This window comes from Bizionia myxarmorum (assembly GCF_008086205.1).
Classification (GTDB): domain Bacteria; phylum Bacteroidota; class Bacteroidia; order Flavobacteriales; family Flavobacteriaceae; genus Algorimicrobium; species Algorimicrobium myxarmorum.
On sequence record NZ_VSKK01000001.1, the window covers coordinates 1,097,870 to 1,111,737 of the forward strand.

Sequence of the window (13,868 nt, forward strand, 5' to 3'; positions counted from 1 at the left end):
TCTTGTAAAAAAATTAAATTTTATGAATTCTGTAGATAACTTGTTACATATTCTTGAATTGAAACATATTAAAGAAAATCAATTTGAAGGGGTGAGTGAAACCGTTGGAAGTCCTAATGTTTTCGGCGGACAAGTGTTAGCGCAATCGTTAAATGCAGCTTACAGAACCATTACGAATGGACGGGTTTTAAATTCCTTGCATTCCTATTTTTTGGAGGCAGGACATTTGGATTATCCTATAAATTATGATGTCACCATCGTTCGTGATGGCGGCAGTTTTTCCGTACGTCGCGTTACTGCCACACAGAAAGAGCAAACTATTTTTATATTATCGGCGTCATTTCATAAAGCAGAAGAAGGGTATGAACATCAAATTACTATGAAATCAGATTTGAAGCAGCCTGAACATTTGATGAGTTGGAATGATATTTTAGACCAATTTGGCAGTATGCTGCCATCCAAAACAAAGTCTTTTTTAGAAATTCCACGACCTGTAGATTTTAAGCCAACCGTACTTCCAAATCCATTTGATAAGCAAGATTTACCGCCATTTGCAGATGTTTGGTTTAAGTTAAAAGGCGATGTGTCCAATTTAAGCTTGGCTATCAAACAACAAATTCTAACTTATATTTCAGATTATAATATTTTGTCGGTTGCACTTCAACCACACGCCAGCAAAGCTCATTGGGGAAATTTGCAAACAGCAAGTTTGGATCATTCCATGTGGTTTTTTAGGGAATTTGATTTTAATGATTGGCTACTATTTTCATTAGAAACGCCAAGCACTGGAAATGCCCGAGGTTTTGCCAAAGGAAACATCTTCACTAGAGATGGTGTTTTGGTAGCTTCTGTTGCGCAAGAAGGTTTAATGCGTCCAATTCCCAAAACTTAATCTAAAGTCAATTCATATAAATTACCGCCTTTATTTTTTTTGAATTCATCAGTAATATAAATTTTGTTTTCTATAACGCAGACGCCTTCTTTTTGAGTCTTATGGTCAAATGGAATAGATGATATTTTACCTTCAAAGAAAGCATCATTTTTAAATTGTGAAAGCTCCCAAACCTTGTCATGATTTAGCAAATAAATCCGTTTTCCATCCGCGCTTATCGCTGCTGATGTAATGTCATTATGTTTTCCGCTAAATTTAAAGGTTGAAATAAGTTCAGCTACATGTGTTCCAGTTTTATTCGGAATTTTCAGCGTTATAAAATTTTTAGATTCTTTGCTAAACACATAAAAATAGTCCGTAAATAGAAAAAATGCTTCAAAATCTTCTGGTTTCACATTGTCTGGTAAACTAAAGTGAATAAATTCCGCTTGCACCTTTTTTAATTTTGCTTGTGGATTGGTTATTTTTAAAATAGAAAATTGGATTTGCTTCTTATCATTATTTCCAAAATTACCAATATAGAGATTGCCGTCTTTATCAGCTGTTAAATCTTCCCAGTCTCTGTTTTTAGCATTTTCAACTGTAATATCTGCTTTTATAGAGCCGGTTTTATCCAATCCATAAACATGATTGTTATTGCCTGCATCTTGAATTACCCAAAATAAATTAGATGTAGTCGTTTTTTCAATAGCGGAAATTTCAGGTAAACTTCTTGGTAAATTAGCAATAACTTTCGGTTTTCCGGATTTACAAGTTAAAAATATGGATGCAACTAAAGCAAGCGCTGTATTAAATTTCAAATCACGTTTATTTTACCATAAATTTACAAACATTAAGTGACACTAAAAAAATCAGAATATGTTAAAACATCCAGTCCGCGTTTTTGGCCATCGTGGCGCCAAAGGATATCTTGCTGAAAACACCTTGGAATCAATAGAAAAAGCTTTAAGTTTTCAAGTGGATGGTATTGAAATAGACGTTCATGTTTGTGCGACAGGTGAATTAGTTGTTTTTCATGATTTTACCTTAGATAGAATGACAAATGGCGTAGGTGAAGTAGGGAAGCATTCACTTGAAGAACTTAAAAAATTACGAGTAAATGGCGGATTTCAAATTCCAACTTTAGAAGACGTTTTAAAACGTATTAATAAAGAGTGCATTATAAATATTGAACTCAAAGGAAAAAATACGGCCTCAAGGACATCTGAAATAGTGGAGGCTTATATAAGAAATCATGGCTGGACATATAAGGACTTTATCATCTCTAGTTTTCAACAGGTAGAATTAGAAAAAACATTTCAAATTAATAAAAATATACCATTGGCGGTTTTAACAAAGGCTAGTGTGGCAGAAGCTATTACTTTTGCAAAAACTATTAAATCTAAAATAATCCATCCTAATTTTGCACTACTCTCTACTGATAACGTGAAATTTGCGCAAAGTCAAGGTTATCAAATTAATGCTTGGACGGTTAATGATGCGGATACAATTTCACGTATGAAAACGTATGGTGTAGATGGTATTATTTCTGATGTACCCGATAAAATATGAGAAAACAACAGGTTATAATTATTGGAGGTGGCGCTGCAGGATTTTTTGCAGCTATAAATATGGCAGAACAAAACCCCAGTTTGTCTATTACTATTTTAGAAAAAGCCAAAGAAGGTTTACAGAAAGTGCGGATTTCAGGTGGTGGACGTTGTAATGTTACCCATGCGGAATTTATACCTTCAGAATTGACTCAAAACTACCCAAGAGGCGAAAAAGAATTGCTAGGGCCATTTCATCAATTTATGACAGGTGATACGATAGAATGGTTTGAAAAGCGCGGCGTAGAATTGAAAATTGAAGATGATGGCCGCATGTTTCCCGTTTCAAATACATCCCAAACTATTATTGATTGCTTTCTAAACGAAGCAAAAGGAATTAAGGTTCAGTATAGTCAGAATGTGGCAAATATTGATGTCAAAGAAAATTCAGAGGGTTTTATAATTTCAACAAAAGATGGAACCTATCATGCTGATAAATTGTTGATTGCTACGGGAAGCAGCGTTAAATTTTGGAAGCTTTTGGAAGGTTTAGGACACACTGTTGTTCAGCCCGTTCCGTCCTTATTTACTTTTGATATTCAGGATGAGCGGATTCAAGATATTCCTGGCGTTGTGGCTTTAGATGTAAGTATTACGGTTTTAGATACCGATTTATATTCTGTAGGCCCACTATTAATTACACATGTTGGAATGAGCGCGCCTTCTATTTTGAAATTATCTGCTTTTGGCGCTTTGGAATTGGCTAAACGTGATTATAAATTTCAAATTGAAATTAATTTTATTAAGCAAACGCCTGAAGATTGTATGGAGCGACTAAAAGAACTTAAACAAAAGCTTGCCAAGAAAACAGTTTATAAGTTAGCACACTTTGATTTGCCTAAACGCTTATGGCGAAAATTGGTTTTGGCAGCAGAAATCTCTGAAACAGACCGTTGGGGTGATTTAAACAGACAGCAACTAGATAATCTTGTCAGCCAATTAACCAAAGCCATTTTTCAAGTTACGGGAAAAAGTACCTTTAAAGATGAGTTTGTAACTGCTGGAGGTGTGGATTTAAAGGAAATTAATTTTAAAACTTTTGAAAGCAAGATTCATAAAAACCTCTATTTTGCTGGCGAAGTTTTAAATATCGATGCTGTTACAGGTGGTTTTAACTTCCAAAATGCTTGGACTGGCGGATTTATTGCGGCAAAATCTATATCAAGTTAATATATTTTATGTATATTTAGTATATACAATCTATATATCATGGCAAAGACAAAAAAATTAATTGAATTAGACGATAAAGCCATAGCTATTTTGGAAAAGCAAGCCAAATTGGAAAAACGCTCATTAAAAAACTACATAGAATATATGTTGGAAGAAACTGCTTTACGCTATAGTGAACCATCCGAAGAATATAAAAAAATGATGGATGATATGCTTGAGCGTCATGAAAAAGGTGAACTAATTACCCATTCCTGGGAAGACATAAAAAAACAATATGGTCGCTAGGTATGTTGATTTTACTGATGAAGCAAGAGTTGAGTTTCATAGAGCAAAATGTTTTATGGAATTTAATGGGCAAGAAAATGAGTTTTGGTCAGACGTAGAAAAACACATTGAGTTAATAAAAGAATTTCCAGATGCTTTTCAAATTCGCTATAAAAACATAAGAATCGTTTTCTTGGAGAAATTTAACTACTCGATTCATTATGAAGTACAACCAAATAGTATTTTGGTTTATAGGTTTTTAAATCAATCCCAAGATTTCTAAATAGTCGGACTCAGTCTTATACTTTGCATAAGGTAATAAAACATTTCCTTGTTCTAGAAATTACAACTCCATGTTAAAGTTATTATCTTTGCTAGATTAATATAATTCCCATGACAGAAGAGCACTTTATCCCTAAAAACCTTTCAGAAAAACGTCCAAATGGTCAAGTTGCTTGGGAATCGCCCAGTAATATTGCCTTAATTAAATACTGGGGAAAACGAAAAAATCAAATTCCAGAAAATCCTTCTATTAGTTTTACATTGAGTAATTGTAAAACCATTACCACACTTTCCTATAAAGTGAAGGAAAATAAAGATAATTTTTCTTTTGACGTGTTTTTAGATGGTGAAAAGAAGGCCGATTTCAAACCGAAAATTCAATCTTTTTTTGAACGTGTGCTGGTGTATTTACCATTTCTAAAAGATTATCATTTTACTATTGAAACAAAAAACACCTTTCCACATAGTTCAGGCATAGCATCCTCAGCTTCAGGCATGAGTGCTTTGGCTTTGTGCTTAATGAGCTTGGAGAAACAAATTTTAGATCTTGATGTCACCTTGAGCGCAGTGGAAAGGTCTGAAGACTATTTCAATCAAAAAGCATCTTTTTTAGCACGATTAGGATCGGGATCGGCTTGCAGAAGTATTGAAGGCGATTTAATTGTTTGGGGTGAAAACAAAGTGGTTAAGGGTAGTAGTGACTTATTTGGAACAAAATATCCTTTTAAAGTTCATGATATTTTTAAGGAGTATCAAGACACTATTTTACTAGTTGATAAAGGTGAAAAGCAAGTGAGTAGTACAGTTGGTCATGATTTAATGCATGGACATCCTTTTGCTCAAAATCGATTTCAACAAGCTCATGACAACTTGGAAAAAATGAAAACCATTTTAGAAACTGGGAATTTAGATGAATTTAATGCCTTGGTTGAAAGTGAAGCCTTAACGCTTCATGCTATGATGATGACCAGTATGCCCTATTTCATTTTAATGAAACCTAATACTTTAAAAGTTATAAATGCTATTTGGGGATTCAGAGAAAAAACCAAATTACCTGTTAGTTTTACATTGGATGCTGGAGCTAATGTGCATGTTTTATACCCAAAGCGGGATGCTATTCCTGTATTGGAGTTTATTAAGAGCGAGCTAGTTGCCTATTGCCAAAATGAACATTTTATTTGTGACCAAATTGGAAAGGGTGCGAATCAATTATAATTTTATTACGTATCTTTGCTACGCAGTTATTTTTATATATTACAAGTAACTGAAAACTGACTTATGAAAGGACCCCTTTTTTACTCAAAAATTTTACTCTTCGGGGAGTATGGAATTATCAAAGATTCCAAAGGTTTATCTATACCTTATAATTTTTATAATGGTGCTTTAAAGGTGGCCGAAAACCCGACAGAAACTTCCATTAAATCAAACGCTAGCTTAAAGCATTTTGCTGATTATTTAGAAAATATCAATCCCGAATTGGTAATTTTTGATATTGAAACTTTAAAAGCAGATGTGGAAGCAGGTATGTATTTTGATTCCTCAATTCCTCAAGGTTACGGTGTAGGAAGTAGTGGTGCATTGGTCGCAGCTTTATATGATCAATACGCTCAAAATAAAATTACCGTTTTAGAAAATTTAACCCGTGAAAAATTATTGCAATTAAAAACTATTTTCGCGGAAATGGAATCGTTTTTCCATGGGAAATCCTCGGGACTTGATCCTTTAAACAGTTATTTAAGTATTCCAATTCTTATCAATTCTAAAGATAATATTGAAGCTACCGGAATTCCATCGCAAAAAGCAGATGGTAAAGGCGCTGTTTTCTTGTTAGATAGTGGTGTTGTTGGAGAAACGGCTCCAATGGTTCATATTTTTATGGAAAATATGAAGCAAGAAGGTTTCCGAAATATGCTTAAAAATCAATTCATTAAACATACAGATGCATGTGTGGACGATTTTCTTAAAGGTGATATCAAGTCGCTTTTCAAAAACACCAAGCAACTTTCAAAAGTAGTTTTGAATCACTTCAAACCTATGATTCCTTTGCAATTTCATGAACTTTGGAAAAAAGGCCTTGATACTAACGATTATTACTTGAAACTTTGTGGATCTGGTGGTGGTGGTTATATTTTAGGTTTTACTGAAGATATTGATAAAGCGAAAGTCTCACTGGTAGATTATAAATTAGAAGTCGTTTACAACTTCTAAACTTTTTCACCATGCTTTCTCGCAGACAAAAACATATTTTACTAAAATTTTTTAGTCTGTTTTCTGTTATTCGGGGTTATAATATTCTCATAATTATCATTGCGCAATATCTAACAGCTATTTATATTTTAGCGCATGATAGGCCTTTGCACGAAGTAGTTTTCGATCTTAATTTGTTTATGCTTGTGCTAGCTTCCTCGGCAACTATTGCAGCAGGATATATTATAAATAGTTTCTACGATTCAGAAAAGGACTTAATAAATAGACCTATTAAATCCAATTTAGATAGACTTGTAAGCCAAAATACCAAGCTTTCTTTTTACTTCGTTTTGAATTTTTTATCTGTCGTTTTGGCAAGCTATGTATCATTTAAAGCCGTTTTGTTCTTTTCAATCTATATTTTTGGTATTTGGTTTTATTCGCATAAATTAAAAAAAATGCCATTTATTGGAAATCTAACGTCAGCAATTTTAACCATTACACCATTTTTTGCTATTTTCATCTATTACAGAAATTTTGAAACCGTAATTTTTGTTCATGCTACCTTTTTATTCCTAATTGTATCTATGCGTGAACTGACAAAAGATTTGGAAAACATTAAAGGCGATTTAGTCCAAAATTATCACACTATTCCCGTGGTTTATGGGGAGAAGGTTTCAAAAGTAATGTTGACTGTTTTAACGCTGCTAACACTTATACCGAGTTATTTGGTTTTGTATAAGTATGAAATTGGCCATATGTACTTATTTTTTTATACCTGCGTGGTGTTATTAATTGTATTCTTATTGCTTTTATGGCTTTCCAAAACCAAAATTCATTATTTAATATTACACAATATTCTAAAATTTATCATTGTTTCGGGAGTGTTCAGTATCCTTCTTATTAATGTAGATGTAGTACTTTCCCGAATTTTTTAAACGAATTGGTATTCAAAGCGCTGCCTATTTAATTATAATTGTCAACTATTGTATTACCTTTGCCTAAAATTTATTAATTATGAGCAGACAGCAAGGAAGTGGCGGAAAAAGTAAATCCGCAGGAAGAGGACAAGAAGATGGAAGAGACAACGTTTCCGGCCGTGGATCTGATAATGCCAAAAGTAAAAGTTTTGCCAGAGGAAATGCCCCTATAAAGAAAAAGGAATCCCCTGAAAAACCTAGAGTAACGACTTCAAAAGCTAAAGTTGCAACTTCAAAAAGTAATGATTCTGGAGAAATGCGGTTGAATAAATACATCGCTAATTCCGGAATTTGTTCACGTCGTGAAGCTGATGAGCATATTGCCATTGGCCTCGTAACGGTCAACGGTAAAATAGTAACCGAAATGGGTTATAAAGTATTGTTGGAGGACGATGTTCGCTATGATGGCAGACGTATTAATCCAGAGAAAAAAGCCTATGTTTTATTAAATAAACCTAAAGGTTTTGCTACAACGACTAGTGATGGTAAAGGTAGAACAGTTATGGATTTAGTAGCAAATGCTACAAGTTCACGGGTTAAACCAATTGGTCGTTTAGGTAGAAATTCTACAGGTTTGTTGTTATTTACAAATGACGAAGAAATTGTGAAAAAATTCACCAATTCTAAAACAGGTGTTTCACGCTTATTTCAAGTAGAATTAGATAAAAATCTAAAATTTGAAGATTTAAAAAGTATTCAAGACGGTATAAAGATTGAAGGTAAATTGGTTCCTGTTGAAGAGATCAGTTATATTGAAGGTCAGAGTAAAAACTTAATAGGTTTAAAAATTAAGAATACAGGGAACACCATAATCCGTACTATTTTTGAGCATTTAAACTACGATCTTATTAAAATTGATTGTGTAGCAATTGCCCATCTTACTAAAAAAGATATTCCTAGAGGCCATTGGAAACATTTAACAATTCAGGAAATTAATACACTTAAAATGCTGTAATACAGCTTTTAAAATATTTAAAAAAAATTAAAAAATAATCGTTAAACTGAAGAAAATATATTTCTTTTGCACCGCATTTAGCTGAACAAATTGAGAACTGTTTTTATGTTCGGGCTTTTGACCATTTGGAAGTCATTTTCAAAAGCTGCTTACCGATTAAGTAACCGAATTTTAGAGCTAACTTCTGTGTCTTTTATTAAATCAAGCCAACATTTGTTTGGCTTCATTCCTACGACCCATCCCCAAATTCAAGTTTGAATTATTAATATTTAACGCTATATTAATTCTGAATAAGCTATTCAGTTCGTATCTTTAAATTTTAAACATTCAAACTAATGAACACAAAGTATATTGATTTAATTAGTCAAACTTTTGATTTTCCACAAGAGGAATTTAAATTGGAAGACAAAACCCTCCAATTTCATGATGTAGACCTCATGCAATTGGTTGAAGATTATGGAGCACCTCTTAAATTCACCTATTTACCGCAAATATCCAATAATATTCAGCGCGCGAAAGGTTGGTTTGCAAAAGCTATAAAAAACAACAAATATAAAGGTAAATACAGTTACTGCTATTGTACCAAAAGTTCACACTTTAAACATGTGTTGGACGAAGCGTTGAAGAATGATATTCATATTGAAACATCATCTGCTTTCGACATTGATATCGTGGAAAGCCTGAAAGCTGAAGGGAAAATAACAGATAAGACCTACGTTATTAGTAACGGATTTAAACGTGCGCAATATGTTACAAACATTGCCCGATTAATTAATGGCGGACAGAAAAACTGTATTCCAATTATTGATAATTACGAAGAAATAGACTTGCTTTCTGAAGAGATAAAAGGAAAGTTTAATATTGGTATTCGTATTGCATCAGAAGAAGAACCGAAGTTTGAGTTTTATACCTCTCGATTAGGTATTGGTTATAAAAACATTGTGCCGTTTTATAAAAATCAAATTCAGGATAGTAAAAAGGTTAAGCTTAAAATGTTACACTTTTTTATCAATACCGGAATTCGTGATAATGCTTACTATTGGAACGAATTGGCGAAATGTTTAAAGGTTTACACCAGCTTAAAAAAGATTTGTCCGTCATTGGATAGCTTAAATATCGGCGGTGGATTTCCAATTAAAAACTCATTAGCTTTTGATTTTGATTACGAATACATGATTGATGAAATTCTGAATCAAATTAAATTAGCCTGTGAAAATGAAGATGTGGCTGTTCCAAATATTTTTACAGAATTTGGTAGTTTTACCGTTGGAGAAAGTGGTGGAGCTATTTATGAAATACTGTATCAAAAACAACAAAATGATCGTGAAAAGTGGAACATGATTAATTCCTCATTTATTACAACTTTACCAGATACTTGGGCTATCAACAAGCGTTTTATTATGTTGCCAATTAACCGTTGGTATGACAGTTATGAACGTGTGCTTTTAGGTGGTTTAACCTGTGATAGTGATGATTATTATAACAGTGAACAGCATATGAATGCTATTTACTTACCTAAATACAACAAGGATAAACCCTTATATATTGGCTTTTTTAATACCGGCGCTTATCAAGAAAGTATTGGCGGTTTCGGCGGACTGCAACACTGCTTAATCCCGTCACCAAAACATATTTTAATTGATAAAGATGCTGATGGAAATATTACCACAAAACTATTTGCTGAACAACAAACAAGTGAAGACTTACTTAAAATTTTAGGTTACCATGGAGAATAAAACGTATGCCGGAATAGAAGAACAATATTCCAAATTAGACAGTTCAAAAATCGTATTAATCCCAGTGCCTTATGACGGTACAAGTACTTGGCAAAAAGGTGCTGATAAAGGACCAGAAGCATTTTTAAATGCATCCGAGAATATGGAACTTTATGATATTGAAACGGGAACGGAAGTTTATAAGCAAGGCGTTTATTTGGCGAAACCTATCACCGAAAATTCATCGCCAGAAAAAATGGTAGAGGCGGTTCATGAAGCCACTAAAAAGTATATTAAACGCAATAAGTTTGTAACGGCTTTTGGTGGTGAACATTCTATTTCTATTGGAACTATTAGAGCATTTAATGAGTGTTTTAATAACCTGACTGTTTTACAAATTGATGCGCATGCAGATTTGCGCAAGGAATTTCACGGTAGTAAATGTAACCATGCTTGTGCGGTTTATGAAGCTAGCCAAAACACCAATTTAATTCAAGTTGGTATTCGTAGTATGGATGTTATTGAAACCACGGTAATGGATTTCGAAAAAACATATTTCGCTCATGATATGGCTGTGGATGATACGTGGATGGACTCTGCAATAGATCAGATGACAGAAAATGTGTTTATCACAATCGATTTGGATGCTTTTGATCCGTCGATTATGCCAAGTACAGGAACACCAGAACCAGGTGGTTTATTATGGTATGAAACGCTTGACTTCTTACGTCAGGTATTTGCTGAAAAGAATGTAGTAGGTTTTGATATTGTGGAATTATGTCCAAATGAAACCGAACGTTCATCAGACTTTTTAGCAGCCAAATTATATTACAAAATGCTATCTTATAAGTTTCTAGATGAAGCGGCAGGCGATAGCTTCGATAACAATTTTAACGAATCAAAAGAAAATACGAATAAATTTTCTAAATTTAATGAAGACGATGACAACTAAAGGACACATATCACAATTTATAGAAAAGTATTACTTACACTTTAATGCAGCTGCTTTAGTGGATGCCGCAAAAGGGTATGAAGATCAATTAAACAATGGCGCTAAAATGCTGGTTTCACTTGCTGGAGCTATGAGTACAGCAGAAATTGGAAAGATTTTTGCAGAAATGATTCGCCAAGATAAAGTGCAAATTATTTCGTGTACAGGTGCAAACTTGGAAGAGGATATTATGAATTTAGTAGCACATTCTCATTACAAACGTGTTCCTAATTATCGCGATTTAACACCGCAAGATGAATGGGATTTAATGGAGAAAGGTTTAAACCGTGTTACAGACACGTGTATTCCAGAGGAAGAAGCTTTTAGAAGGATTCAAGAACATATTGTAAAAATATGGAAAGATGCAGAAGCGGCTGGCGAACGTTATTTGCCGCATGAGTATATGTACAAATTATTACTTTCAGGTGCTTTAGAAGAGCACTATGAAATTGATTTAAAAGATTCTTGGATGTATGCTGCAGCCGAAAAAAACCTGCCTATTATCTGTCCAGGATGGGAAGATAGTACGATGGGGAATATTTTTGCCAGCTATGTTTTAAAAGGTGAATTGCAACCAAGTACCATGAAATCTGGTATTGAATACATGACGTTTTTAGCAGAATGGTATACAGCCAATTCTCAAAATGGTATCGGTTTTTTCCAAATTGGTGGTGGTATTTCGGGAGATTTCCCAATTTGTGTGGTGCCTATGTTATACCAAGATATGGAGAGAACAGACACGCCATTCTGGAGTTATTTCTGTCAGATTAGTGATTCCACTACAAGTTACGGATCGTATTCAGGAGCCGTTCCTAATGAGAAAATTACTTGGGGAAAATTAGATATTAATACGCCGAAATTTATAATTGAAAGTGATGCAACCATTGTTGCACCATTGGTTTTTGCTTACCTACTAGGAATGTAATCATGGACATCCAAAAAATAGAAAATATAGAATTAAAATACCTAACGGTTGGCGATTATGAAGAATTAAAATCGGCAACTTTGGAGGCTTACGGCGGTGTTTTAAATTCGTATTGGAAAGAACAACACATTAGAGATTTAACCGCCAAGTTCCCGGAAGGACAAGTGGTTATTAAAATTGATGGCGACATTGCGGGTTGCGCTTTGTCCATAATTGTTGATTTCAATAGTATTGATGATGAGCATACCTACGAAGATATTATTGCTGGCGAATCCTTTAGGAATCATGATCCAGATGGTGACGTTTTATATGGTATTGACGTTTTTATAAAACCAAAATATCGCGGTTTACGTTTAGGTAGACGTCTTTATGATTACCGGAAGGAAGTTTGTGAAAACCTTAATTTAAAAGGCATTGTTTTCGGTGGGCGTATGCCAAATTATCATCAACATAAACATTTAACACCTAAAGAATATTTCGAAAAGGTAAAACATAAGGAAATTCATGATCCTGTTTTAAACTTTCAAATTTCTAATGATTTTCACCCCGTTCGTATTTTAAAAGGTTATTTGGAAGGTGATACGGCTTCCAACGAGTACGCTGTTTTAATGGAGTGGGATAATATTTATTACACCAAGCCTAAAAAGAAAGCAAGTACGGTTAAAACCATTGTGCGTTTAGGCCTTATTCAGTGGCAAATGCGTTCTTATAAAGGTCTGGACGATTTGATGCAGCAAGTGGAGTATTTTATTGATAGTGTTTCTGCTTACCGTTCTGATTTTGCTGTTTTTCCGGAGTTTTTCAACGCTCCTTTAATGGCGGAATTTAACCATATGCACGAACCGGAAGCAATTAGAGAGTTGGCGAAATTCACGGAAACCATCGTGAATAAATTAAGTCAATTATCAATTTCCTATAACATCAATATTATTTCAGGAAGTATGCCTGAAGTGGTAGGTGATAAGTTATTTAATGTGGGGTATTTATGCCGCCGTGATGGTAGTGTGGAACGTTACGAGAAAATTCATGTAACACCAGATGAAGCCAAGGTTTGGGGCATGCAGAATGGAAATAAATTGCAAACCTTTGAAACAGATTCAGGAAAAATTGGTATTTTAATTTGCTATGATTCGGAATTTCCAGAATTATCACGTTTATTGGCAGACGAAGGCATGGATATTTTATTCGTTCCCTTTTTAACGGATACCCAAAATGGTTATTCGCGTGTGCGTTTATGTGCGCAGGCACGAGCGGTTGAAAACGAGTGTTATGTAGCCATTTCTGGGAGTGTGGGCAATTTACCAAATGTAAGTAACATGGATATTCAATATGCCCAATCGGCTGTTTTTACACCCTGCGATTTTTCATTTCCAAGCAATGGTATTAAAGCAGAGGCAACACCAAACACCGAAATGATCCTTGTAGCAGACGTTGATTTGAGTTTATTGCGGGAACTTCATTCCTTTGGAGCCGTTAAAAACCTAAAAGACAGACGAAAAGATTTTTATGATGTTATCCGAATTAATAACAATAAATAGTAATTTTGTTTTTTTAAAAAAGTATAAATAATTGCCTAGTGATGAAAAATAAAAATGATAATTTAAAACGCGTAATCGTAGACTTTAAAAAGTTAACGCCAGAAATTTTAGCGTTACTCGTTGAAAAATATCCTGATGGTTATGATGAAGATCAGATTGTCTCCTTTAAAAATGCGAAAAATGAACTCATTGAAGCTGTAGAAGTTACGACAGTGGATACCAAGTATTTGGTTAAAGTTAGTATGAAATTAGCTGCTACCATGGAGAATTATGATGAAGATGATTATGAGGATTTTGAGGAAACAGATCCAGAAGCTATTCAAGATCCAGAAATTGAATTAACCGATGAAGACGCCGAAGAAGACGTTGATTAAATTTCT

The 13,868-nt window shown here is 34.0% G+C and carries 15 protein-coding genes; 14 read left to right on the top strand and 1 reads right to left on the bottom strand.

Translation table 11 applies throughout. From position 1 onward, the window contains the following. Positions 1-22: 22 nt before the first annotated feature. Positions 23-892, top strand: a complete 870-nt coding sequence (locus tag ES674_RS04905; protein WP_148402853.1) for an acyl-CoA thioesterase — start codon at positions 23-25, stop codon at positions 890-892. Here the strand turns inward: ES674_RS04905 and ES674_RS04910 are convergent. Next, positions 889-1,692, bottom strand: a complete 804-nt coding sequence (locus ES674_RS04910) for a PQQ-binding-like beta-propeller repeat protein (RefSeq protein ID WP_148402854.1) — start codon at positions 1,690-1,692, stop codon at positions 889-891. The two genes, ES674_RS04905 and ES674_RS04910, sit on opposite strands and share 4 nt — an antisense overlap. 58 nt (positions 1,693-1,750) lie before the next feature. Between ES674_RS04910 and ES674_RS04915 the strand changes: the two genes are divergently transcribed. The 13 genes from ES674_RS04915 (at position 1,751) to ES674_RS04975 (ending at position 13,862) form a co-directional block, all read left to right on the top strand. Further along, complete coding sequence (locus ES674_RS04915; RefSeq protein WP_148402855.1) at positions 1,751-2,443, top strand: glycerophosphodiester phosphodiesterase; 693 nt, start codon at positions 1,751-1,753, stop codon at positions 2,441-2,443. After that, the gene (locus ES674_RS04920) at positions 2,440-3,651 is read left to right on the top strand and encodes a BaiN/RdsA family NAD(P)/FAD-dependent oxidoreductase (protein ID WP_148402856.1); all 1,212 of its coding nucleotides are present in this window, start codon (positions 2,440-2,442) and stop codon (positions 3,649-3,651) included. The genes ES674_RS04915 and ES674_RS04920 overlap by 4 nt, the downstream gene beginning before the upstream one ends. A gap of 39 nt (positions 3,652-3,690) precedes the next feature. Next, a complete protein-coding gene (locus ES674_RS04925; RefSeq protein ID WP_148402857.1) occupies positions 3,691-3,936 on the top strand; it encodes a hypothetical protein in 246 nt (81 codons plus the stop codon). Next, entirely contained in the window at positions 3,926-4,198 is a 273-nt protein-coding gene (locus ES674_RS04930) for a type II toxin-antitoxin system RelE/ParE family toxin (RefSeq protein WP_148402858.1), read from the top strand. Before ES674_RS04925 ends, ES674_RS04930 begins: the two co-directional genes overlap by 11 nt. A 110-nt stretch (positions 4,199-4,308) precedes the next feature. Next, positions 4,309-5,412, top strand: coding sequence for a diphosphomevalonate/mevalonate 3,5-bisphosphate decarboxylase family protein (locus ES674_RS04935; protein ID WP_148402859.1), 1,104 nt, complete (start codon positions 4,309-4,311; stop codon positions 5,410-5,412). A 63-nt stretch (positions 5,413-5,475) separates the two neighbouring features. Further along, positions 5,476-6,405 (top strand): mevalonate kinase family protein, encoded by a 930-nt coding sequence (locus ES674_RS04940; RefSeq protein WP_148402860.1) that lies wholly within the window; start codon positions 5,476-5,478, stop codon positions 6,403-6,405. 11 nt (positions 6,406-6,416) lie between these two features. Further along, positions 6,417-7,322, top strand: coding sequence for a geranylgeranylglycerol-phosphate geranylgeranyltransferase (locus ES674_RS04945; RefSeq protein ID WP_148402861.1), 906 nt, complete (start codon positions 6,417-6,419; stop codon positions 7,320-7,322). 79 nt (positions 7,323-7,401) lie between these two features. Then, positions 7,402-8,319 (top strand): pseudouridine synthase, encoded by a 918-nt coding sequence (locus ES674_RS04950; RefSeq protein WP_148402862.1) that lies wholly within the window; start codon positions 7,402-7,404, stop codon positions 8,317-8,319. 335 nt (positions 8,320-8,654) lie between these two features. Continuing rightward, positions 8,655-10,055, top strand: a complete 1,401-nt coding sequence (locus ES674_RS04955) for a type III PLP-dependent enzyme domain-containing protein (RefSeq protein WP_148402863.1) — start codon at positions 8,655-8,657, stop codon at positions 10,053-10,055. After that, positions 10,045-10,986, top strand: coding sequence for an agmatinase (gene speB / locus ES674_RS04960; RefSeq protein WP_148402864.1), 942 nt, complete (start codon positions 10,045-10,047; stop codon positions 10,984-10,986). Before ES674_RS04955 ends, speB begins: the two co-directional genes overlap by 11 nt. Continuing rightward, positions 10,976-11,950, top strand: coding sequence for a deoxyhypusine synthase family protein (locus tag ES674_RS04965; RefSeq protein ID WP_148403644.1), 975 nt, complete (start codon positions 10,976-10,978; stop codon positions 11,948-11,950). The genes speB and ES674_RS04965 overlap by 11 nt, the downstream gene beginning before the upstream one ends. Before the next feature lie 2 nt (positions 11,951-11,952). Next, positions 11,953-13,488 (top strand): bifunctional GNAT family N-acetyltransferase/carbon-nitrogen hydrolase family protein, encoded by a 1,536-nt coding sequence (locus tag ES674_RS04970; RefSeq protein WP_148402865.1) that lies wholly within the window; start codon positions 11,953-11,955, stop codon positions 13,486-13,488. A gap of 41 nt (positions 13,489-13,529) precedes the next feature. Then, positions 13,530-13,862 carry a hypothetical protein gene (locus ES674_RS04975; RefSeq protein WP_148402866.1) on the top strand — a complete coding sequence of 111 codons (333 nt, stop codon included), beginning with the start codon at positions 13,530-13,532 and terminating at the stop codon, positions 13,860-13,862. The last annotated feature ends 6 nt before the right edge of the window (positions 13,863-13,868 follow it).